At 68.8% G+C, this 21,501-nt stretch carries 20 protein-coding genes; 8 read left to right on the top strand and 12 right to left on the bottom strand.

The annotated features are described in order from the left end of the window. Positions 1-31: 31 nt before the first annotated feature. Positions 32-1,450 carry a cytochrome P450 gene (locus ACWDU4_RS13265; RefSeq protein WP_450114363.1) on the top strand — a complete coding sequence of 473 codons (1,419 nt, stop codon included), beginning with the start codon at positions 32-34 and terminating at the stop codon, positions 1,448-1,450. 11 nt (positions 1,451-1,461) lie between these two features. Here the strand turns inward: ACWDU4_RS13265 and ACWDU4_RS13260 are convergent, their stop codons facing one another. From ACWDU4_RS13260 to ACWDU4_RS13250, 3 genes are all read right to left on the bottom strand, one after another. Then, on the bottom strand, positions 1,462-2,100 hold the full coding sequence (locus tag ACWDU4_RS13260; RefSeq protein WP_450114362.1) for a LysM peptidoglycan-binding domain-containing protein: 639 nt from the start codon (positions 2,098-2,100) through the stop codon (positions 1,462-1,464). A 166-nt stretch (positions 2,101-2,266) separates the two neighbouring features. Further along, positions 2,267-3,046 carry a hypothetical protein gene (locus ACWDU4_RS13255; RefSeq protein ID WP_450114361.1) on the bottom strand — a complete coding sequence of 260 codons (780 nt, stop codon included), beginning with the start codon at positions 3,044-3,046 and terminating at the stop codon, positions 2,267-2,269. 132 nt (positions 3,047-3,178) lie between these two features. Next, a complete protein-coding gene (locus tag ACWDU4_RS13250; protein ID WP_450114360.1) occupies positions 3,179-3,613 on the bottom strand; it encodes a DUF5997 family protein in 435 nt (144 codons plus the stop codon). Positions 3,614-3,667: 54 nt separating this feature from the next. Between ACWDU4_RS13250 and ACWDU4_RS13245 the strand changes: the two genes are divergently transcribed. Next, the gene (locus ACWDU4_RS13245; protein ID WP_450114359.1) at positions 3,668-4,423 is read left to right on the top strand and encodes a LysR substrate-binding domain-containing protein; all 756 of its coding nucleotides are present in this window, start codon (positions 3,668-3,670) and stop codon (positions 4,421-4,423) included. 59 nt (positions 4,424-4,482) lie between these two features. Here ACWDU4_RS13245 and ACWDU4_RS13240 read toward each other — a convergent pair whose 3' ends face one another. Then, the gene (locus ACWDU4_RS13240; protein ID WP_450114358.1) at positions 4,483-5,661 is read right to left on the bottom strand and encodes an acetyl-CoA C-acyltransferase; all 1,179 of its coding nucleotides are present in this window, start codon (positions 5,659-5,661) and stop codon (positions 4,483-4,485) included. Between the two features lie 235 nt (positions 5,662-5,896). Next, complete coding sequence (locus ACWDU4_RS13235; protein ID WP_450114357.1) at positions 5,897-6,826, bottom strand: LysR substrate-binding domain-containing protein; 930 nt, start codon at positions 6,824-6,826, stop codon at positions 5,897-5,899. Between the two features lie 208 nt (positions 6,827-7,034). On the opposite strand from ACWDU4_RS13235, the gene ACWDU4_RS13230 reads away from it, so the two are divergent. Continuing rightward, entirely contained in the window at positions 7,035-7,709 is a 675-nt protein-coding gene (locus ACWDU4_RS13230; RefSeq protein ID WP_450114356.1) for a PhzF family phenazine biosynthesis protein, read from the top strand. A 34-nt stretch (positions 7,710-7,743) separates the two neighbouring features. Here ACWDU4_RS13230 and ACWDU4_RS13225 read toward each other — a convergent pair whose 3' ends face one another. After that, a complete protein-coding gene (locus ACWDU4_RS13225; protein WP_450114355.1) occupies positions 7,744-8,319 on the bottom strand; it encodes a transglycosylase family protein in 576 nt (191 codons plus the stop codon). 484 nt (positions 8,320-8,803) lie between these two features. Then, positions 8,804-9,490 carry a hypothetical protein gene (locus tag ACWDU4_RS13220; RefSeq protein WP_450114354.1) on the bottom strand — a complete coding sequence of 229 codons (687 nt, stop codon included), beginning with the start codon at positions 9,488-9,490 and terminating at the stop codon, positions 8,804-8,806. Between the two features lie 17 nt (positions 9,491-9,507). Between ACWDU4_RS13220 and ACWDU4_RS13215 the strand changes: the two genes are divergently transcribed. Then, entirely contained in the window at positions 9,508-9,765 is a 258-nt protein-coding gene (locus ACWDU4_RS13215; protein WP_450114353.1) for a hypothetical protein, read from the top strand. Between the two features lie 309 nt (positions 9,766-10,074). On the opposite strand, the gene ACWDU4_RS13210 is transcribed toward ACWDU4_RS13215, so the two are convergent. Continuing rightward, the gene (locus ACWDU4_RS13210) at positions 10,075-10,245 is read right to left on the bottom strand and encodes a hypothetical protein (protein ID WP_450114352.1); all 171 of its coding nucleotides are present in this window, start codon (positions 10,243-10,245) and stop codon (positions 10,075-10,077) included. Between the two features lie 205 nt (positions 10,246-10,450). Between ACWDU4_RS13210 and ACWDU4_RS13205 the strand changes: the two genes are divergently transcribed. From ACWDU4_RS13205 to ACWDU4_RS13195, 3 genes are all read left to right on the top strand, one after another. Next, the gene (locus ACWDU4_RS13205) at positions 10,451-10,756 is read left to right on the top strand and encodes a hypothetical protein (protein WP_450114351.1); all 306 of its coding nucleotides are present in this window, start codon (positions 10,451-10,453) and stop codon (positions 10,754-10,756) included. Between the two features lie 117 nt (positions 10,757-10,873). Next, positions 10,874-12,100, top strand: coding sequence for a C1 family peptidase (locus ACWDU4_RS13200; RefSeq protein WP_450114387.1), 1,227 nt, complete (start codon positions 10,874-10,876; stop codon positions 12,098-12,100). Between the two features lie 531 nt (positions 12,101-12,631). Continuing rightward, positions 12,632-13,309 carry a hypothetical protein gene (locus tag ACWDU4_RS13195; protein WP_450114350.1) on the top strand — a complete coding sequence of 226 codons (678 nt, stop codon included), beginning with the start codon at positions 12,632-12,634 and terminating at the stop codon, positions 13,307-13,309. Between the two features lie 934 nt (positions 13,310-14,243). Here the strand turns inward: ACWDU4_RS13195 and ACWDU4_RS13190 are convergent. Together ACWDU4_RS13190 and ACWDU4_RS13185 are read right to left on the bottom strand one after the other, a co-directional pair. Next, positions 14,244-15,470 (bottom strand): aminotransferase family protein, encoded by a 1,227-nt coding sequence (locus ACWDU4_RS13190; protein WP_450114349.1) that lies wholly within the window; start codon positions 15,468-15,470, stop codon positions 14,244-14,246. Continuing rightward, positions 15,467-16,147 carry a Pr6Pr family membrane protein gene (locus ACWDU4_RS13185; protein ID WP_450114348.1) on the bottom strand — a complete coding sequence of 227 codons (681 nt, stop codon included), beginning with the start codon at positions 16,145-16,147 and terminating at the stop codon, positions 15,467-15,469. The genes ACWDU4_RS13190 and ACWDU4_RS13185 overlap by 4 nt, the downstream gene beginning before the upstream one ends. A gap of 93 nt (positions 16,148-16,240) precedes the next feature. Here ACWDU4_RS13185 and hrpA point away from each other — a divergent pair, with 93 nt between their 5' ends. Next, positions 16,241-20,149 carry an ATP-dependent RNA helicase HrpA gene (hrpA, locus tag ACWDU4_RS13180; RefSeq protein ID WP_450114347.1) on the top strand — a complete coding sequence of 1,303 codons (3,909 nt, stop codon included), beginning with the start codon at positions 16,241-16,243 and terminating at the stop codon, positions 20,147-20,149. 80 nt (positions 20,150-20,229) lie between these two features. Here the strand turns inward: hrpA and nrdR are convergent, their stop codons facing one another. Both nrdR and ACWDU4_RS13170 read right to left on the bottom strand, forming a co-directional pair. Then, positions 20,230-20,745 (bottom strand): transcriptional regulator NrdR, encoded by a 516-nt coding sequence (gene nrdR, locus ACWDU4_RS13175; RefSeq protein WP_450114346.1) that lies wholly within the window; start codon positions 20,743-20,745, stop codon positions 20,230-20,232. Positions 20,746-20,908: 163 nt separating this feature from the next. Beyond that, positions 20,909-21,421, bottom strand: coding sequence for a LysM peptidoglycan-binding domain-containing protein (locus ACWDU4_RS13170; protein WP_450114345.1), 513 nt, complete (start codon positions 21,419-21,421; stop codon positions 20,909-20,911). Between the last annotated feature and the right edge of the window lie 80 nt (positions 21,422-21,501).

Here is a 21,501-nt window from a genome sequence, read left to right as displayed (position 1 = left end):
AGTTTCGCTCCACACGAAGAGGGGGAATGTCATGTCGGGGGTTCTGCGACCACCACACCCGCCCCGGCGGGTACCGATTCTCGGTGACGTGCTCGGGCTCGACCCGGTACGGCCGATGCAGAAGACCGCGCGGATGCTCGACCGGCTGGGGCCGATCTACCAGCGCCGCATCCTGGGGTTGCGTCTGACGTTCGTCGGCGGCGCGGACCTCGCGGCCGAGGTGAACGACGATGCCGTGTGGCAGAAGGCGGTCGCGCGACCGCTGCAGCTGCTGCGCCCCATCGTCGCGGACGGGTTGTTCACCGCCTACAACGACGAACCCAACTGGGCGAAGGCGCACGCGATCCTCGCACCGGCGTTCACCCAGTCGGCGATGCGGTCGTACCACGACACGATGGTCGAGGTCGTCGACGAGATGTGCGCGGCATGGGACTCGGCCCCCGGTGAGCTCGACGTGGCGGCCGAGATGACGAAACTGACACTCGAGACGATCGGCCGCTGCGGGTTCGGTTACCGCTTCGGCTCGTTCGACCGCGCCGACCTCGACCCGTTCATCCGGGCGATGATCAGTGCGCTCGGGTACGTGCAGAAGCAGGGTGTCCCCGTGCCCGGACGTGCCCTGTACGACCGCGTCACGGGCCGCGCTCGCGACCACCGCGGCAACATCGAGCACATGTTCACGGTCGTCGACGATGTCGTCGCGGACCGGCATGCCCGTCCCCACGACGAGCCACTCGACCTGCTCGACCTGATGCTCGCCACCCGGGACCCGGAGACCGGCGAGCGCCTCGACGCCGTCAACGTGCGCAACCAGATCCTCACGTTCCTCGTCGCCGGACACGAAACCAGCTCGTCCGCATTGGCTTTCGCGCTGTACCTGCTCGCGCGGCATCCGGAGGAGGCGGCTCGGGCGCGCGCGGAGGTCGACGCGTTGTGGGCTGCGCCGATGTCGGCGCCGTGCATCCCCGTCCGGTTCGAGGAGGTGGCGAAGCTCCGGGCCGTCCGCCGGGTTCTCGACGAGACGCTGCGGCTGTGGCCGACGGCTCCCGGGTACTTCCGGAAAGCCAAGCAGGACACCGTCCTCGGCGGCCGCTACCCCTTCGAGAAGGGGCAGATGCTGATGGTGGTGTTGCAGCGGGTCCACCGCGATCCGGCGGTGTGGGGTGACGACGCCGGCGAGTTCCGGCCGGACCGGTTCCTGCCGGAGCAGGTCCGCGCGCGGCCCGGCCACGGGTACAAGCCGTTCGGCACCGGAATCCGGGCATGCATCGGCAGGCAGTTCGCATACCACGAAATGATTCTCGCGCTCGCCACCATCCTGCACCGCTACGAATTCACGGCCGACCCCGCCTACACGCTCGACGTGCGCGAACAGCTGACGTTCAAGCCGGAGGGGTTCCGGATGGCGGTCACCCGCCGCGTGGGATCGAAGTCCGCACACGCTCGGTGAGGGGCGTTCCGTCAGTTCGTCGACGGGAAGAAGAGGACCTGCCCGACGCGGATCAGGTTCGGGTCGGGAATCAGATTCGCGGCCGCGACGAGGGCCACCTTGGTGTCGAGGTCTCCGGGACCGTACGTTTCCAGCGCGAGTTGCGACAGGGTGTCACCAGCGACCACGGTGTGCCGTCCGTTCAGCCGAGGCTGGATCAGCACGGTCCCCAGGGGTGGTTCGTCCTCGAGGTGATTGGCGATGGAGATGATCGGCCACAGATTCGCCTCGCCGTACCAGCGAAGCGCCAGGTCCTGGAGCGTCTCGCCGGCGACCAGAGTGTGGTGCCCGACATCACCCAGGTCGGGGATGAGCAGCCACTCGCCCACCCTGATGTCCCTCTGCGCGGCGTGATTGGCGATCTCGATCACGCCGCGCATGGCGGTGTCGTGGGAGAACTTCGCGGCCAGCCCGGATTTGGTGTCACCGGCCACCACCCGGTGCCGGTAGGTGACATACGGGACAACGAGCTCCTGGCCGACCAGGATCAGGTCGGGGTCCGGCAGGTGGTTGGCCACCGCGATCACCCGGAACAGCCGAGCATCGCCGTAGTACCTCTCGGCCAGCGTCGAGAGCGTGTCTCCCTGGACTACCTCGTGCTTCGCCATCATGGCGGATCCTTCCGCGTCGGGAAGCCGTCCCGCCCGGGCGGACCGGCCGAGGTGACCGGTTCGGGCGGTGCTTCGCTTCGTGTGCGCCCATCAGCAGGACCGACGCTAGGTCGCGCTCGACGGTCTGACACGAGTAGCGGACTACCCGACTGCGCATGCGACCCGATCAGTTCGGGCCGTAGTCGCCCTTGGGTCCGTAGTCACCCTTCGGTCCGTAGTCGCCCTTCGGGCCGTAGTTGCCGCTCGGCCCGTAGTCGCCCTGCGGACCGTAGCCGCCGCTCGGGCCGATCTCGTCGTCGGCCTCGGGCGCGGGTGCGGGTGCGGCAGGACTCTGGGTCTGGGTCGGCTGCGTCGGCGCCTCGGTCACGACGGGTGCGGCGGACTGCTGTCGCGGCGCCGGCTGTGCCGCGACGGGTTCGGGCTCCGGTTCCGGGGTCGCGGCGGTGGTCGGGACGAGTCCGGGCAGCGCGCCGGCGATCACCAGGTCGGCGGCGAAGTCCGTGCCGGACTGCGCGCCCTGGACGACTGCGGAGTCGCCGACCTCGAGATCACCGAGGGTGTCGCCCTTCAGTGTGATGATGCGCGTCGTGCCCGTGGTGCCGACGGTGACCTTGGTGCCGTCCGCGGCCTTGAGGACGAAGGTGTTGCCCGCGATCGTGTCGACGGTGCCGGACGCCGCGAGGAACTGTCCGGGTCCCGGTACCGGCGCGGCAGCGGTGGTCGTCGGGACGACGGTGGTTGCCGCGACCGGCGTCGCGGTCTCGGTGTCCGACCCGTTCGAGCCCACGAGGTAACCCGCGAACGCGCCGATCACCAGGGCGGCGACGGAGGCTCCGGCGGCGATCGCCTTCCCACGTCGCCCCGAGCCGGCGCCCGGTTCGGGGGTCGACGAGGGAACCTGGGCCGGATCCACACGCGGGATGATGACGGTTGGATCCGAACTCATGTCATGCGGGTTCGACACGCGTGGCGCTCCTCATCAGCAGTGGTGACGTCCAAACCAGGCGTGTCCGGGTGCTCCCCCGGACACCGATCAGCCCATCGCGTTCGCGTCGCCACGCGTTACGCGGTGCCGCCTTCAGTCCTGCGGGTGCAGGATCGGCTTGGCATTGCGTTGCTTGCGGTTCGACGCCTCCCGCTGCGCCACCTGCTGCTCGCGAATCCGCTTCTCGTCCTTGCGGACCTCGACCAGGTTCGCGCGCTCGGCGACGAGCCAGTCCGGCTGGTCACCGAGCAGGGCATCGATCTGCTCGGTGGTCAGGGCCTCGGTGACGCCGCCACGGGCGAGCCCGGCGATCGAGACGCCGAGCTTGGCGGCGACCACGTTCTTCGGGTGTGGGCCGTTGGCGCGCAGGTCCTGCAGCCACTGCGGCGGGTTGGTGCGCAGTTCCGCAAGCTGCTCCCGGGACACGGCACCCTCCCGGAAGTCGGCGGGGGTGGCCTCGAGGTACACGTCCAGCTTCTTCGCGGCGGTGGCCGGCTTCATCGTCTGGGGTGTCTTCTGCGCACTCATGGCTCCAGCCTATCGAGCGCCGTCACGACCGCGGCGGCCCGGTAGCCTGGCGGAATGACCGAGCCCGCCGCACCCACTCCGTTCCGGCTCGCGTACGTGCCCGGCGTCACCCCGGCCAAGTGGGTGCGCATCTGGGGCGAACGCCTGCCCGACGTCCCTCTGGAGCTGGTGACCGTGACCGCCGCCGAGGCCCCGGACCTGCTGCGTTCGGGCGGCGCGGACGCCGGGCTGGTGCGTCTGCCGGTCGATCGCGACGGACTGAGCGTGATCGCTCTCTACGAGGAGACCCCGGTGGTCGTCGTGCCGAAGGACCATGTGATCACCGCCGCCGACGAGGTCTCCGCGGTGGATCTGGCCGATGAGATCCTGCTGCACCCGCACGACGATGCGCTCGAGTGGCCGACCCGGCCGGGCACCGCCGCGCAGCACCGTCCCGACACGACGGCCGAGGGTGTCGAACTCGTCGCGGCCGGTGTCGGCGTGCTGGTGGTGCCGCAGTCCCTGGCGCGCCTGCATCATCGCAAAGACCTGACCTACCGGACCGTCACCGACGCCCCGGTCTCCCCAGTCGCCCTGGCCTGGCCTGCCGACCGGACCACCGAGCTCGTCGAGGAGTTCGTCGGCATCGTGCGTGGGCGCAGCGCCAACTCGTCTCGCGGCCGCGGCACCGACGAACCGGCACCCAAACGCACCGCGTCGCAGAAGGCGGCCGCCAAACGAGCGGCCCGTGTCGAGGCGGGCAAGGTGCCGGTCCAGCGAAACACCAAGGGCGGCAAGGGAAAGCCCGCCGCCAAACGCGGCAGGCGCTGACGCGCCTGTGCGCGCTCGCGGTAGGGAGCCACCACGAGCGCGACAGGCAGCGCAGCTGCTTACACGGACAGGATCATGGCGATACCCTGACCGCCACCGCCGCACAGTGCGGCCGCGCCCTTGCCGCCACCGGCCGCCTTGAGCGAATGCGCCAGGGACAGGGCGATTCGCGCGCCGGACATACCGACCGGGTGTCCGACCGCGATCGCGCCGCCGTGGATGTTGACCTTGTCGGCGTCGACACCGAGCTGGCGCATCGACGCGATGGAGACACCCGCGAACGCCTCGTTGATCTCGAACAGGTCCAGATCGGCGACGGTGGTCTCGCCGTCGCGCTTGAGCGCGGCCTCGATCGCGTTGGCGGGCTGGTGCAGCAAAGAGGTGTCCGGGCCGGCGACCAGCGCATGCGCGCGGATCTCGGCGAGCCACTCGATGCCGCGGGCCTCGGCGAGGTCCTTGCGCATCACGACCACCGCGGCCGCGCCGTCGGACAGCTGCGAGGAGGCGCCGGCGGTGATGGTGCCGTCCTTCGCGAACGCCGGACGCAGCTTGCCGAGCGAGTCGACGGTGGTCTCGGCGCGGATGCCCTCGTCGACGGCGACCGTGACGGTGCCCTTGCGGGAGGCGATCTCCACCGGGGCGATCTCCGCCGCAAACGCGCCGGACTCCGTCGCCTCCGCCGCGAGACGGTGCGAGCGGGCCGCGAACTCGTCCTGCTCGGCACGGGAGATGTTCTCCGACGCCTGGTAGCGCTCGGTGGACGCACCCATGGAGATGCCGTCGAACGCGCAGGTCAGCGCGTCCCGGTCGAGCGCGTCCTCGAAGCCGGTGGAGCCGTACTTGAGGCCCTGCCGGGCGCCGCGCACCAGGTACGGGGCGTTCGTCATCGACTCCATGCCGCCGGCCACGACGACGTCGGCGGCTCCGGTCGCGATCAACCGGTCGGCCTGCATGATCGCCTCGAGCCCGGACAGGCAGAGGTTGTTGACGGTGGTCGCGGGCACGGTCATCGGCAGCCCCGCCGCGACCGCCGCCTGACGCGCCGGGTTCGGGCCGACCCCGGCCTGGACGACGGTGCCCATGACCACGGCGTCGACGCCGTCGGTCCCGACGCCTGCGCGCTCGATCGCGGCGGCGATCGCCCGCCCGCCGAGGTCCGCCGCCGTCAACGACGCCAACGCGCCCGACAGCTTGCCGATCGGGGTCCGGGCCCCCGCCACGATGACACTGGTGCTCACGCCTGTCTCTCCTTCAACTGTCGGGTCGTGACGCCGTCGCCCTGACGCGACGGACGTCCTGATCGGTGGCCTGCGGGCCCGGGTACGGGAGGTCGCAGGTCGTGTTCGACGATCTTCCCACCCGGATTCTTCGCCACCGCGCGCAGGACCGCTCGTCCGGCCACTCCCCGACCCCGGGGGTCGGCGTCGGCGGAGCACTCGGCGCGGCCCGGCGGGAACCGGACGAGCGGCCGGCTCACGGACGCAGGGCCACACCGGCGGGAGCGACGGAACGGACGATGTCGGCGAGCCGGCTGTAAGCCTCCACGCGTGTGCTCGACGCCCGGAACACCAGCCCGATCGTGCGGCCCGGCACGGGCGCGGCGAACCGCGCGGTGGCGAGGTCCCCACGCGCGGTCTCCACCTCGACCGCCGATTCGGGCACCAGAGTCACTCCGAGACCGCCGGCGACGCACTGCACGACGGTGGTCAGCGACGTGGCGCGGGTGTCACCGGCAATCGGGTGCGCATTCACCGAGCGGCACAGGTCGAGGGTCTGGTCCCGCAGGCAGTGCCCCTCGTCGAGCAGCAGCAAGGCCAGCTCGTCGAGGACTCCGGGCGCGAGGTCCATGCGCCCCGCCAACCGGTGACCTCGGGGCACCACGACGACGAAATCCTCGTCGTACAAGGGTATTTCAACCACCCCGGAGGCCTCCGACGGCAACGCGAGCATTGCCACGTCCAGCACGCCGCCGCGCAGCGCCTCCAGCAGCCGCGCGGTTTGGTCCTCGACGACCTGCGGGGTGACGGCGGGAAGCTCATTGCTCAGCGCGGGCAGCAACGCCGGAAGCACATAGGGCGCGACGGTGGGGATCAGCCCGATTCGCAACGGACCGGACAGGGCGTGGCCGACTCCGGCAGCCGTGGCGACGAATCCGTCGGCGGCGTCGAGGATCTGCTTGGCCTGAGGCAGCAGGGCCGCGCCCGCGGCGGTGACGAGCACGCGGCGGGTACTGCGCTCGATCAGCTGCACACCGAGGCCGGACTCCAGCGCGGCGAGCGCCTGCGACAGTGTGGGCTGACTCACGCCGAGGCGGGTTGCCGCAGTGCCGAAGTGGCGATATTCGGCGACCGCGACGAACGCGCGCAGCTGCGCAAGGGTGGGCTGATAGGTCTGATCGGACACGCCTATCAGTGTACCGAAACCTATCGCCATTACCTCTCGGACGGCTTCGCGCCGCCGCCGGCACCCGGGACGCGTTCCTCCAGGCCGAGGGCGCCGGCGAAGCACGACTGGGACGACCGTCCGGTCCGTCTCGTCACCGAGGCGCGTGCGCCGGGATCGTTACGCGAAGTGCACCTTTCGTCACTCGGTACGGCGGTATCGTTTTACGATGAGCATTCAGGTAGACGTCGTCCGGGTGTTCACCGATCACGATGGGCGCCACGGCAATCCGCTCGGCATCGTCGACGCGGCCCAGGTGTCGCCGCCGGATCGCCAACGGCTGGCGACGAAGCTCGGGTTCAGCGAAACCGTCTTCGTCGATCTACCCCAGCCGAACGCGGAGGCGACCACCGCCCAGATCTTCACCCCCGCAACCGAACTCCCCTTCGCCGGACACCCCACGGTCGGAGTGTCCTGGTGGCTGACCGAGCAGGGACTGCGGGTCGACACCCTGGAAGTCCCCGCCGGCCCCGTCGCGACGCACACCAGCGACGGCGTCACCTGGGTCCGGGCGAAGGCGGACTGGGCGCCGGAGTTCACGCTGCACTGCAAACCCGACAGCGCGGCCGTACATGCCGTCGACGCGACGTCGTTCACCGACGGCCACCACTACGTGTGGGCATGGGCGGGCGAAGGCGCCATCGCGGCGCGGATGTTCGCCCCGGACTTCGGGGTTCCCGAGGACGAGGCGACCGGCGCCGCGGCCATCCGGATCACCGACCACCTCCGGCGCAACCTGCACATCACCCAGGGACGCGGGTCGAAGATCCTCACCCGCCTGACCCCGAACGGCTGGATCGAGGTCGGCGGCCTGGTGCAACGCGACCGCCCGGTGACCGTCTGAGACGGTGACCGGGCGGCGCAGCGGCATCACCGCATCAGGACAGGGCGAGCACCTGTCCGGGGAAGATCAGGTCGATGTTCGACACCTGCTTGGCGAACACCGACAGGTCGACACCGTGATCGGCGGCGATCCGCGACAGGGTGTCGCCGGCCTGGACGACGTAGCTCGACGCGCCGAGGGTCTGAACCGGGGCGGACTCGGCGATCTGGGTGGCGGCCTCCTGGACGGGGGTCTGCGCGGGGGCCGGAGCGACCGGCTCGGCGATGTCGGAGACACCGGCGGTCAGGTACTGACCGCACACGGGCCACGCACCGACACCCTGCCCGGCGAGGACGTTCTCCGCGACCCGGATCTGCTCGGCCTTGCTGGCGTGGTTCGCCTGACCCGAGCCGCCGTAGGCCTCCCAGGTGCTCTGCGTGAACTGCAGGCCGCCGTAGAAGCCGTTACCGGTGTTGGTGGACCAGTTGCCGCTGCTTTCGCAGTTCGCGACGCCGTCCCAGTTGTGGGTGGCGGCCGAGGCGGTGCCTGCGCTCAGCGCCATCGGGACGGCGGCGAGAGCAGCGGTGGCGGCGACGGCGCCGAGGGCGCGCTTGGGGGTGAAGCGAGTCATTCGGATGAATCCTCTCCTTGCCGCCGGCGTGACGGGCCCGGGCCGCACTCGCGGTGCGCCCTGAGCGTGTCGTCGTCCCACTCCTGTCCCGGGAAGTTGGTGGCGTCCGGCCCGCGGGACAGGATCGAGCGGTAGCGGGTCGGCGGTAGCCCGGTTGTTTCGAGCTGAAACGACCGTAGGCGATGATCACGAGATGGTCACGAGCGGCGTGTTGCGTGATGACACAACACAATTACTGGTATAGAACGGCGTCCCCGCAGGGCACCACGCGGTTCCGACCGGAAACAAACCAGAAGGTTTTCGTCGCATTTGTGACAACCGACACGACGAAACAGTGGCGCCGGTCACAGAATGAGTCGGGTTCGACATCGAAATCCGGCGTAAGAATCACGCCCGGGCGACTGTCGAACTCCCGACATTTCCGGCTGATCGGGCCGATCGGGCCGCCGCGTCCGGTGGGCCCGCGTCGGCCGGCCGGGTCGGATCAGGCTTTCGGCGCGCGCCCGGCCGCCAGATCCGCCGCACTGAGCAGAACCGCGATCTCGTCCCCCAGCCGCACCCCGTCGGCAAGCGGCAACCGGTCCCCACTCCAGAACTTCCCGGGGTCGTACCAGTTGGTCTTGCGGCGACCGGTCAGCAGTCCCATCGACTCGTAGGTCTGCGCGACGACCTCGGCGCAGTACGCGCTCTCGAGCCCGGCCATCTGCTCCTGCCTCCGCCTACGCAGCACGGGCAGCCTGCCACCGAACCACCGCGAGGCGAGCTTCGCGGTGGAAGGGAACGGGGCACCGTTGAGTCGGGCGATGACGCGCAACAGCTCGTCCTCCTGGTCCCGGGTCACCGGCAACTCCAGCTGCCGCAGCCATCCACGCTGGCCGTACTTCGCGCCCCACACCTGCACCGCCGCCCGGAGGTCGTGCAGCTGCACCCCGCGCTGGTATCGCCCCGTCCACATGTCCTGCAGCGAGTGCCCCAGCTCGGCGTGCCACATCAGCGGCGGCATGTCGTCGAGGACCACCGACATGCCCACGTGATTGACCGGACTGTTGGTCAGCGTCTGGATCGCACGGTCGGCGCCGGACTGCCCCCGGAAGATCCAGATGTCCCCGGTGCGGGTGGCATCCACCGCCACGTCGAGGCTCACCTGGGATTCGTGCATTCGCCGACTCATCCCCCTAGGTTAGAGCGATGCGACTGCAACCAAGGCACCTGTGGAAGGTCGTCGGTCTCGCCGGTGTCGTGGGCGTCGCCGCGACCGGGGCACTCACCGTGCGCTCCGAACGCAAGCGGCGCGCATACACCCCCGACGAGGTCCGGGCACAGCTGCACACCCGGTACGCGCAGGCGACCTCCGACGCCGAGCAGCGCCCCAAGGTCGACCTCGCACCGGTCAAACCCACTCTGCGCCAACGCCTCACGGCCATGTTCCGCCGCCGCGGGCGCTGACGCGCTCGTGCGACGCTGTTCGGGTGACGCGGTTTCACGACGTGGGCGCCCGCTCTCGATCGAGGGCGATGACCGAGGGCATCGTGACCGCTACCGGTGCGGGATCGCCTGGCGCGACATCCCTGCGGTGGTCGGTCCGTGGCAGACCATCTGGACCTCGCACCGCCGCCTCGCAGATGACGGCACCTAAGATCGGGCCCTGGAACGTCTTCTCGCGGTGGCGGACGCTGTTGGGATGATCGACCGAGCTGTCTCGGTAGACTCGAGGAACGCCCGCGCGCACCAACGTCACCCGCCAGACTGGGGGTTCTACACGAACCCGCGGATCGAGCTGCCCAACCAGCATTCGACCCTGTCGACCACCGCGGCCGCGATGTCCTCGAACACCGGTTCCACCACCTGAAACGCTGGCGCGGTCTGGCCACCAGCTGTGACAAGCTCGCCGTCGTCTTCCGTGCAGCGGTCGTCGTCAACGGTCATCGCGTGGACGTGAAAAGGTCAGACCTGCCAGGCGCTCCCTTCGCGCACTCCCGATCGGGAAAGGCGGAAAACGAGTAGTCGACTACTCGCGTCTGCCACCCGGTGGGTGGAGATACTAAAAGCACGCGCGCGGATCCACCACACAGCACGCACATCTCTGGATTCGGGAACATTAATCCACCACACGTTCCATCGGAGAAGGAAGGTGAGCGCAATCTCGAATATTCCACTCGAGTCGGTGGACGGCTGGACCGATGATGTGGTCGGAAGGATGCAGGCCGTATGGGTCACCACCGCTCAACAGGTGGTCGCCCTCGCTGCGACGGACAACGGATTCCGGTCGATCGTAGAGCAGTTGCAGGTGGACCCGGAGGAGGCCCGCGCCCTGGTTGAGGCGGCCCGCGCACGCCTTCCGGCGAACGAGCAAATCGAATTGTCCGCCCCCGCGGACACTTCCGATTACGGAACGGGGGTCCTGCCTCCAAGGCAGGAAGACGACGAAAGTCCCTGAACCGCACGTTCAGCGAATTCTCGGGCAATAACCATGCGGGTATTTCGACCTCCGTGAACCGCACGAAAATCAAGCGAAAATCAAGCATTTCTCCCTACACCAGGAGGGGTGAATCTCATGGCCCGAAAGAGTAAGGCCGAGGCCGGTGCTGCCACCGGGGGGACGAATGGTCTCGTCGAGATCTCGGCGTTCGGAGGCCATCTGCTGACCGCCGTACCGGCTCGCCCCGAGGCTGTGATCGTGGCCGATCCGATCGACGCAGCCCTCGCCGAACTAGGCCTGACGGATGCGGAGCAAGTAGTCGCAGCTGCGGCGGTTCCCGATGTGTCCGAGGAGTTCCGGAATGTACTCGGGCTCGACGACCAGACGTTCCAGGAATGGCTGCACTCCGCAGTGGAGGCACTTCCTCCTGATCGGGCAGAACTGGTCGGCCGGCCGGCGGAACCTGACCTCGCACTCGGAGCGCTACTCCCCACGGACGAGATGATCGCCGCGGCCGAGGCGACGGTTCCCGAGGAAGCCGTGGAGGCAGAGCCGGTTGCCCTGCCTCCAGCGGTGAATCTGATCCCGTACCTGCCGGCGATCCGTAGCCAAGCGTCACGTGGTACCTGCGTGTCGTTCACGTTGACCGCGCTGAACGAGTACGTCCTCCACCGACGGGGGCTTGTCCGGGACCTGTCCGAGCAACACCTGTACTACGAGATCAAGTTGATCGACGGGTCCGCCGATACCTGCGGCACCTGGCAGAACCGGGCAGTGACGGCCCTGCAGACAAGCGGCCAGTGCAGGGAACAGGTGTGGCCGTACAATCCGAACCCCCCCTGCAACAACCATGGTTCGCGTCCGGCGGCAGCCCGGTCCGACGGACTCGGCCACCGGTTGGCGACGGTCGCCGTCCCGTCGCGCAATGTCGCCGAGTACAAGACGCAACTCGCCCGGCAGCGGCCGGTGACGCTGTCGTTCCCGGTGTACAACAGCTGGTATCAGTCCGCCGAAACCCGCCGGTCTGGCCGCATCACCATGAGAATCGGCAACGAACCGGTGGCCGGTGGGCACGCAGTGTGTCTGGTCGGCTACCAGGAAACGGCGAGCAGTCCGGGCGGGGGCTATTTCATCGTTCGGAACAGCTGGGGCACCACTTGGGCCTCGCAGTCGCCGTACGGGCGGGGTTACGGGACCATCCCGTATCAGTACATCACCAACGATGCGTACGAGGCGTACACCGCGGTCGTGCCAGGAATCGGCGGCGGCGACCAGGACGAGGACCGAAATACGGAGACGCCGTCGTCGTCGGTGACCATCGAAGTAGGCCGCAACGTGAAAATCACCATCAAGACCGAATGACCGGCAGCGCAAACCGAGGCGCACCCGGCGGACCACCCTCCGACGAGAACGGCGACAGCTCATGTGGGAAGTCGAACTCGACCGGAATGCCCCCCGCGATGGTTGCCCACCCACGCCGAGGCACTGTCAACTTGAGCAATCCGAGGGCGATTTTCGTCGGTTTCACCTCCGTGATGCACCAGTTCGCGTGTGACGTATGTGGTTCATGTGGTTAACGGATGTCCATACGACCTCAAGCTGGCAGTGCCCTGATGGTTACGCAGCGATCCGGAATCCGGAGAACCTGTACCTGCCGAGCGGGCGGTTCGGTTCTGCCACCGCGGAGGCGGATCAGAGCATCCGGACGGCAGGGGTATCCGGGTCGGGTTCCTCTCCAGGTTGGCGTTCACCGACACTGCGGCTATCGCCCGCAGCAATCGGCCAAATTTCAAGTCCAGGGTTTTCCCCGTCGCCGGCCAGCTGTCCCGACCGGATTCCGTTCAGGGGAACGAGATGGCAAATCGTTTGCCATCCTTATCGGAAGGAAAAGACATGTCTGTGTCCCACGTCACCGAAGGTGCCACCGATCAGTATGTGGATGTCGGGGAGGTATCTGCCCACGAAGCGAGCACTGCCCCCCGACCCGGCTCCGGTCCGATCATCACCGGGGCGGACTTGGCCGCGCCCGCGGCGACGCCGGACCCAGATCGGATCAAAGACAAAGTGGAAACCGAAGGGGCCGAGTTGGACAGCGTGGATTGGGAAACGTTGGCCACCAATGGCTCTCCAATGCCAGCTGCGGAGATACGGGGCTTCACCCAAATCGGCGGGTCTGGTCGGATCGCGTTCGGTGGAGGCGTTCCCGTCGGCGGATGGACCCAAATGGTCGTGTATCCCGATGGCAGCTATAACTACAGCGGTCACCTGCATGTTTCAGGAGCCACGAGTTACACCGTTTCGGTTGCTTGGGTTTTGACGACCGGCTCCGGACATCCCTCATTCGTGATGCCGGCGAGTGGCCGTGTGCACGGCACGTTCGAGCCAGGCTCACGGGACTTCGATTGGAACGTCAGCGGCACCAACCCTGCACTCAGGAACGCCTGGCCCGCGTTCAACGCGCAGGGATACCGATGGCGGTGGGCGGCCTCGGCGAACCTTGACATCAGTTCACTCATCGACGGCGTGGGCAAGGCCGTCGGAGCCATCGGGGCGGTAGTGGCCCTGTTGTGAGGGCACTGTCAACTCGAGCAATCCGAGGGCGATAGTCGCCGCCGGTACACCTGCGCGATGCAACAGGCCATGTGTGAAGCAAGAGCCTCATGTGGTTAGTGGGTTGTCCACATGGACTCGAGTTGACAGTGTCACTCCGACTCCGCCGAGGGCCCGACCACATGGATGGGGCGCGTGGCGCTGCGAGTGCGCGTCGACACCGACCTGGGCAGCGTGGATCTGCTCACCGCACCCGATATCGAATCTGCTCTACTTCCCGGGAACCTGTTCACCCTCAGGGACGAGGACGAACATGACACGTCGGGGCGTACGCGTGGTATCGGCTGGCCGTCGAGCCCGCGACGCTGCCCGTCGGCGACCGCACCGCTCCACCGGCCACACCGTCGGCCGAGGCATCGGTGATCGTGCTCCGCGACCTCGACTACACCCCGCAGGCCGCGACCACCCCGATGCCGTACGGGCCACCCGATCTCGTTACGGCACAACGGGGTTCGACCACCCCGAAATCGCGGCCGCGACCAGCATCGCCGCCGATTCCACCCGCCGCTGGAGGCGACCGTCCTCGCACGACTCACGCCGTAACACCTCATCCGAGAACAGCAGACCCGCCACAGTGGAGGCCGGTAATGCCGCTACAGCACTAAGCGGTCGTCAAGGGCCGCCCCATCAACCGGTTGGCCGGGGTCCGGCACGGAACTCAACCCGGAGCCTGCATGCGCGGGAACGCCACCGAAGCGAGCCCGCGCCAGTCGGGAGTTGCTGCGGCGCCGCGGGATCGACGCGGTCATCGCCGAAAGGTCCACGCCTGGCACCGTCGCCGCCGCGGCTCACACGGCGGCCGACCACCGGCATTCGACCCCGCCGACCACCGCGGCCGCAATGTCCTCGAATGCCGGTTCTGCCACCCGGACACTCGAATCGTCAGACTTGCGTCCTAACCCAGCGCGGCGCGGACCCCGGCCGCCATCTCGGCGACCTGCTCGTCGCTCATCACGAACGAGGGCGAGAACTGCATCGCCCCCACTCCGGCCGCGCGGCCCGAGATGCCGTGTTCGCGAAGAGTTTTCACGAACGGCAGCGCCTCCGCCGGGTCCGCCAGCTGGACGGCGGCTACGGCGCCGAGTCCGCTGCGCACCTCCTGCACGCGCGGATGGTCGGCGAGCGGAGCCAGGTGCTCGTGCAGCGACCGTTCCAGGCGCGCCGATTCAGCGAGCAGGTTCTCCCGCTCGATGATCTCGAGATTGGCCAGCGCGGCAGCGGCCGCACCGGCGTGGCCGCCGTACGTGTAGCCGTGCCGCCACCACACCCCGCCGGCGAAGAACGGCTCGGCGACGCGCGGAGCGATGAACACCGCACCCATCGGGACGTAGCCCGACGTCAGGCCCTTCGCCGTGGTGATCATGTCCGGCTGCAGGTCGAATCGGGTGGACGCGAACCAGGATCCGCCGATCCGGCCGAATCCGGTGACCACCTCGTCGACCACGAACAGGATGTCGTGGTCGCGGCAGATCTCGCGGACCTCGGCGAGATAGCCCTCCGGCGGCAGGTAGATCCCGCCTGCGCCGATGATCGGCTCACAGAAGAACGCCGCGATGGCCTCCGCGCCCTCCCGCTCGATCAGCTCCAGCAGGCTCTTGGCGTTGTCCCACTCCACCGTTCGGGTGTCGGGCATCAGCTCGCCGTACCCTTCCCGGTTCACCGGGATCCCGGCGAGCGCGGTGCCGGCGACGTGCATGCCGTGGTAGGCCTTCTGCCGGCCGACGACGATCCGCTTGCCCGGCTTGCCGACCTCGTTCCAGTAGCGGCGGGCCAGCTTCGCAGCGGTGTCCACCGAGTCGGATCCGCCGGAGGTGAAGAAGATCTTGCTGCCGGGCACCGGGGCGATCTCGGCGAGCTTGTCCGCGAGCGCGACCGTCGTCTCCGGCGCGAAGTCCCCGAAGTTCGAGAAGTGCGCCACCGTCGACAGCTGCTTCGCGACCGCGTCCGCGATCTCCGTGCGCCCGTGCCCGACGTTGGTGAACCACAGTCCCGCGGTCGCGTCCAGGTAGCGGGTGCCGTTCTCGTCCCAGATGTACGCGCCCTCACCACGACTGACGACGAACGCGCCGTCGCGTTGAACCGCGCCCATGTCGGCGAAACCGTGCCAGAGCGAACCGCTCATTCCTCGACCTTCCTCTCGACACCGGTGCCGGGTGCCTCGTGTGTGCCCTCACCGTATCGCCACCGGCGGGCGGCGCGCCCGGCGACATTCACGGCCAGACAGATCAGCACGAAGGCTCCGATCAGGACCACCAACCCGATCGTCATCTGCAGATAGCCCTGTGTCCGGGGATCGATGAACGGATACGGGTACCAGTCGGCGATCGGGCCGCGCACGAGCGTGTACACGCCGTACAGGACCGGGAACCACAGCCACGTCATCGCCTGGCCGTCACTGATCCGCATCCGCGGCGGGTCGACCACCCAATCCACGATCAGTACCAACGGCAGCACCCGATGCACGATGTCGTTGGTCCACTGACCCTGCATGCCGACGTCGATGTTCGAGAGCAGGATCGCGTACACGATTCCGGTGATGACCATGTAGACGGTGACCGCACCCCGGAACGACTGCCAGGCGCGGCCGGGCGGATCCGCCGCCGCGCCGATCAGCAGCACGACCACCGCGAGCACGTTGCTCAGCACGGTGAAGTAGCTGAAGTAGTTGAACCAACTGAAGTCGTCGCCACTGTTCAAGGGAATCCATATCAGGGCGAGAAGCCCCAGCGCGGCGAAGGCCAGGCGCAGCACGCGAGCGACCGGGTGCGTCCCGGCGGTGGCCTGAAGGTCTGCACTCATGGCCAGATAGTCGCACGCGCGGCGGACACGCGGCCGGATCGACTCGACGCCACGCGGGATCGACGGCCTCGGCTTCGATACCCTGGCCTGAGCATGTCCACCACATCTCCTGCCGCGCAGCCCGGCCCCTCCCGTCGCGACATCAAGCGACAGCTGGGCGACCTGACCCTCCGTGACGAGTACCGCCTGCGGCGGCGTCTCGATCGCGCCCGCTCGGCCGAGCAACTCGACGCGGTCGCCACCGAGCTCGCCACCGCCCGGGCAAGGATCGCCACCCGTCGCTCCCGTGTCCCGCGGACCAGCTATCCGGAGGCACTGCCCGTCAGTGCCCGCCGCGACGACATCGCCGCCGCCATCGAGGCGCACCAGGTCGTGATCGTCGCCGGCGAGACGGGCTCCGGCAAGACCACCCAGATTCCGAAGATCTGTCTCGATCTCGGCCGCGGCATCCGCGGCCTGATCGGGCACACCCAACCTCGCCGCCTCGCCGCCCGCACGGTCGCCGAGCGGATCGCGGAGGAACTGGACACCGAGCTCGGGGACGCGGTCGGCTACACCGTCCGGTTCACCGACCAGGTGTCCGACGGCACGCTCGTCAAACTGATGACCGACGGCATCCTGCTCGCCGAGATCCAGCGTGACCGGCTGCTGCGCCGATACGACACGCTGATCATCGACGAGGCGCACGAACGCAGCCTGAACATCGACTTCATCCTCGGCTACCTCAAGCAACTGCTCCCCCGCCGTCCCGACCTCAAGGTGATCATCACCTCGGCGACGATTGACCCGGAGCGGTTCGCGGAGCACTTCGCGGTCGACGGGGTGCCCGCGCCGATCGTCGAGGTCTCCGGCCGAACCTTTCCCGTCGAGATGCGGTACCGCCCGCTGACCGTGCACGTCGGCGAGCAGACGATTGACCGGGATCCGGTGGACGCGGTCGGCGAGGCCGTCGAGGAGCTGATGGCCGAGGGCGACGGCGACATCCTGGTGTTCCTGTCCGGCGAGCGGGAGATCCGCGACACCGCGGACGCGTTGCGGGATCGGAGGATCCGCGGCCTGGACATCCTGCCGCTGTACGCACGACTGTCCGCCGCCGAGCAACACCGGGTGTTCGAGAAGCACAGCGGGCGACGAGTCGTCCTGTCCACCAACGTCGCCGAGACGTCGCTGACGGTGCCCGGCATCCGCTACGTCGTCGATCCGGGAACCGCCCGCATCTCCCGGTACTCGGTGCGCACCAAGGTGCAGCGGCTGCCGATCGAGGAGATCTCGCAGGCGTCAGCCCGGCAGCGGGCCGGACGCTGCGGCCGTGTCGCGGACGGCATCTGCATCCGGCTGTACTCGGAGGAGGACTTCGAGTCCCGCCCCGAATTCACCGAACCGGAGATCCTGCGCACCAACCTGGCGTCGGTCGTGCTGCAGATGACGGCACTCGGACTCGGCGACATCGAGGCGTTCCCGTTCGTCGAGAAGCCCGATCCGCGGGCCGTGCGCGACGGTGTCGCGCTGCTCGAGGAACTGGGCGCCCTGGTGCCGGCCCGCAAGGACGCGCCCGCCGAACTCACGCCGGTCGGACGCGAGCTGGCGCAGATCCCGGTCGACCCGCGCATGGCTCGGATGCTCGCGCAGGCCAACCACACCGGCTGCCTGCGCGAGATGCTGGTGATCGTCTCGGCGCTGTCGATCCAGGACGTGCGCGAACGCCCGGCCGAGCACCAGCAGGCCGCGGACGAGAAGCACGCCCGGTTCACGGTCGCCGGCTCGGACTTCCTGGCGTACACGAAGCTGTGGGAGTACCTGCGCACCCAACGCAGAGAGCTCTCCTCCAACCAGTTCCGGAAGATGTGCAAGGCCGAGTACCTGCACTGGCTCCGGATTCGGGAGTGGCAGGACCTGCACGGTCAGCTGTCGCAGATCACCCGCTCCCTCGGCTGGTCCGTCGCCGACACGGAAGCCTCCCCCGACTCCGTGCACCAGGCGCTGCTCGCGGGACTCCTCTCGCACATCGGGTTGCGAGAGGGCGAGAAGAAGGACTTCCTCGGTGCCCGCGGCGCCCGGTTCGCGATCTTCCCGGGCTCGTCGCTGTTCAAGAAGCCCCCGCGCTGGGTGATGGCCGCCGAACTGGTCGAGACGTCACGCCTGTGGGGGCGGATGGCCGCGGGCATCGAGCCGGAATGGGCCGAGAAGATGGCCCCGCACCTGGTCAAGCGCACGTACTCCGAGCCGCACTGGTCCACGAAACGGGCCTGCGCCATGGCGTACGAGCGGGTCACCCTGTACGGCATCCCGCTGGTCGCCAAGCGCGCGGTCACCTACTCGGCGATCGACCCCGAGGCGTCCCGCGAACTGTTCATCCGGCACGCGCTGGTACAGGGCGAGTGGCAGACGCAGCACAAGTTCTTCCATGCCAACCGCGCCCTGCTGGACGACGTCGAGGAGATGGAGACCAGGGCCCGCCGGCGCGACATCCTCGTCGACGACGAGGCGCTGTTCGAGTTCTACGACCAGCGCATCAGCTCGGAAGCGGTGTCCGCCCGGCACTTCGACACCTGGTGGAAGAAGGCGCGACGGGACGACCCCGACCTGCTGACGTTCACCGCCGCGAACGTCGTCAACCCCGAGGCCACCACCGTTCTGGGCGGCGACTACCCGAACACCTGGCGCCAGGGTGACATCTCGTTCCCGCTGACCTACCAGTTCGAACCCGGAACCGAGGACGACGGCGTCACGGCACGCATTCCGGTCGCGCTGCTCGCACAGGTACGCAATGTCGGGTTCGAGTGGCTGGTGCCCGGCATGCGCGAGGACCTGGTCACCGCGTTGATCAAGACGCTGCCGAAGTCGTTGCGCCGCACCGTCGTCCCGGCACCGGACTACGCGCGGGCGGCTCTGTCCGTGGTCAAGCCCCGGACCGAGCCGTTGACCGTCGCGATCGCCAGGGAGCTGACCCGGATGGCGGGTGCCCCGATCACCCCGGCGGACTTCGACCTCACGGCCGTTCCGGACCACCTGCGCATGACCTTTGCCGCCGTCGACCCGGGCGGCAAGGTCCTGGGCCGCAGCAAGAGCCTCGACGACCTGCGGGCCGGTCAGGCACCCCGCGTCGCCGCGGCGGTGTCGAAGGCGGCCGCCACCACCGAACGGGCCGCCGCCACGGTGTGGACATCGGAGACCCTGGGAACCGTGCCGGACACCGTCACCCGCACACTCGGTGGCCAGAAGGTGGTCGGCTATCCCGCACTGGTCCCCGAGGCCGGCGGTGTCGCCGTTCGGGTGCTTGCGACCCCGGCTGCCCAGCGCCGCGCCATGCGGGAGGGCACCCGGGCACTGCTGCTCGCCGCGGTCCCGACCCCGACGAAGTCCGCGATCGGCGGACTCGGCACCCGGGATCGACTGGCGCTGAGTCAGAATCCGCACGGCAGCGTCGACGCCCTGGTCGAGGACTGTCGGACCTGTGCGGTGGACGCGCTGATCGAGCGTCACGGCGGACCGCCCCGCACCCCCGAGGGCTTCGAGACCCTGCAGCGGGCAGTGCGCGCCGAATTGTCCCGCGAGGTGGCGGTCCTGGTACGTCTCGTCGTCCCGATCCTGTCACGAGCACAGCAGCTTCGGGTCCTGCTCGACGGCGCGCGGGGCGATGCCGCCGACGACGTTCGAGAACAACTGGACACGCTGGTGTACCCCGGATTCGTCACCGACACCGGGGCGACGAGGCTACGCGAGCTGCCCCGCTACCTCGACGCCGCGATCATGCGACTCGAAGCCCTCCCCGGGTCGGCAGTGCGGGACCGGCAGAACCTCACCGTGCTGGACGCCGTGTTCGACGAGTACGGCAAGCTACTCGCCCGCCTCGATCCGCGCCGGCACCACGATCCGGACGTCGACGCGATCCGCTGGATGATCGAGGAACTTCGGGTGGGATTGTTCGCGCAATCCCTGGGCACGCCGTACCCGGTGTCGGACAAGAGGATCCGCAAGGCGATGGCCGCGATCGGCAAGTAGGCGACGCAGGGCGGCCCGGGAGACGAACACCGGGCGCATCCGAATCGACTCCACCCGACCCCGATCCGCGGGAATCGGATCTAGGAGACGTCCTGCTTCTCCGACGCCCCCGCCTCGGACCGGCCCTCTGCCGCGGCCCGGGCGGACTCCTCCCGGTGCACCCGCAGGTCCTGGATCTCGCGCTCGAAATCCTCGGCGGACGAGAAGGATCGGTACACCGACGCGAACCGGAGATACGCGACCTCGTCGAGGTCGCGTAGCGGTCCCAGGATCGCGAGGCCGATCTCGTTGCTCGGGATCTCCGCGGACCCGCCGGCCCGCACCGCTTCCTCGACCTTCTGCGCCAACTGATAGAGCGCGTCGTCTGCGACGTCGCGACCCTGGCAGGCACGCCGCACACCGCGAACGACCTTCTCACGGCTGAACGGTTCGGTCACCCCACTGCGTTTGACCACGGACATGACCGCGGTCTCGACGGTGGTGAACCGACGCCCACACTCGGGGCAGGACCGGCGACGACGGATCGCCTGCCCCTCGTCCGCCTCCCGCGAGTCGACGACGCGCGAATCGGGATGCCGGCAGAACGGGCAATGCATGGCGAATCCTTCGTCTGAACCGTGCCGGCGGTCGCGCGACCCGGGAAACCCGAGGAAGTCATGCGTCCCCAGCAGTCCGGGCCCGTGCGATCCACTGGATGTGGTGGGGCCAACAAGGTTCGACAATACCGTCGCCTCGCTCTCGGCTGCGCGGTTCCCCTCCTCAGCCCGCCGACGAGACCGGCACGATCAGCGACTGACCCGGATGCAAGCCGGACCCGGACAAGGCGTTCAGTTCAGCGATTCGCGCCACCACCTGCTCGACCGCTCCACCCGGCACCACCCGCTCGGCCACGTCGCCGAGGGACTCGCCGGCACGTACCTGCACCACCTCGGTCCGGTCCGGCACCGAGTCGCCCGCCGTCCACTGCGCGAGACCGAAGAACCCGAACACCACCAGGGTCGCCGCCAGCGCGGCCACCACCATGGCACCCCACCCGACCTCCTGCCCGGTGCGGGCGTGCGGGACCCGGGAGACCGGAACCCTGGCCGCCCCGTACGCCAGCGGACGACCGCCCGGCCGACGCGTGTCGACGGACCGCCGGGTGCCGTGCCGAGGTCGCGGTGCCCGCTCGTCCTCCCAACGCTCGGCCACCCGGCGGGTGCCCGCCTCCCACCGGCGAGACCCCGGCCGGTCGCCGCCCGCAACGCCGTCGATGTCAATCGCAACGCTCATGAGAATCTCCGCCTGTCTGCCTGGTACTCCAGGTACCCCTGAACTGGTACTTCAGGCACCTCTGGACTGGAACTTCAGGT

The organism is Rhodococcus sp. NPDC003348, assembly GCF_053589375.1.
The sequence above is the reverse complement of the archived record's forward strand: the minus strand, read 5'-3'. Positions and strand labels throughout refer to the sequence as shown.

Bases quoted from the DNA above. Each gene is read 5' to 3' on its own strand.
- ACWDU4_RS13210 (WP_450114352.1), bottom strand. From the start codon at position 10,245: ATGACCGTTGACGACGACCGCTGCACGGAAGACGACGGCGAGCTTGTC.
- ACWDU4_RS13185 (WP_450114348.1), bottom strand. From the start codon at position 16,147: ATGAGTGCAGACCTTCAGGCCACCGCCGGGACGCACCCGGTCGCTCGC.
- hrpA (WP_450114347.1), top strand. From the start codon at position 16,241: ATGTCCACCACATCTCCTGCCGCGCAGCCCGGCCCCTCCCGTCGCGAC.
- ACWDU4_RS13245 (WP_450114359.1), top strand. From the start codon at position 3,668: ATGACCGAGCCCGCCGCACCCACTCCGTTCCGGCTCGCGTACGTGCCC.
- ACWDU4_RS13195 (WP_450114350.1), top strand. From the start codon at position 12,632: ATGTCTGTGTCCCACGTCACCGAAGGTGCCACCGATCAGTATGTGGAT.
- ACWDU4_RS13230 (WP_450114356.1), top strand. From the start codon at position 7,035: ATGAGCATTCAGGTAGACGTCGTCCGGGTGTTCACCGATCACGATGGG.
- ACWDU4_RS13265 (WP_450114363.1), top strand. From the start codon at position 32: ATGTCGGGGGTTCTGCGACCACCACACCCGCCCCGGCGGGTACCGATT.
- ACWDU4_RS13255 (WP_450114361.1), bottom strand. From the start codon at position 3,046: ATGAGTTCGGATCCAACCGTCATCATCCCGCGTGTGGATCCGGCCCAG.
- ACWDU4_RS13220 (WP_450114354.1), bottom strand. From the start codon at position 9,490: ATGAGTCGGCGAATGCACGAATCCCAGGTGAGCCTCGACGTGGCGGTG.
- ACWDU4_RS13200 (WP_450114387.1), top strand. From the start codon at position 10,874: ATGGCCCGAAAGAGTAAGGCCGAGGCCGGTGCTGCCACCGGGGGGACG.
- ACWDU4_RS13170 (WP_450114345.1), bottom strand. From the start codon at position 21,421: ATGAGCGTTGCGATTGACATCGACGGCGTTGCGGGCGGCGACCGGCCG.
- ACWDU4_RS13260 (WP_450114362.1), bottom strand. From the start codon at position 2,100: ATGATGGCGAAGCACGAGGTAGTCCAGGGAGACACGCTCTCGACGCTG.
- ACWDU4_RS13225 (WP_450114355.1), bottom strand. From the start codon at position 8,319: ATGACTCGCTTCACCCCCAAGCGCGCCCTCGGCGCCGTCGCCGCCACC.
- ACWDU4_RS13190 (WP_450114349.1), bottom strand. From the start codon at position 15,470: ATGAGCGGTTCGCTCTGGCACGGTTTCGCCGACATGGGCGCGGTTCAA.
- ACWDU4_RS13215 (WP_450114353.1), top strand. From the start codon at position 9,508: ATGCGACTGCAACCAAGGCACCTGTGGAAGGTCGTCGGTCTCGCCGGT.
- ACWDU4_RS13250 (WP_450114360.1), bottom strand. From the start codon at position 3,613: ATGAGTGCGCAGAAGACACCCCAGACGATGAAGCCGGCCACCGCCGCG.
- nrdR (WP_450114346.1), bottom strand. From the start codon at position 20,745: ATGCATTGCCCGTTCTGCCGGCATCCCGATTCGCGCGTCGTCGACTCG.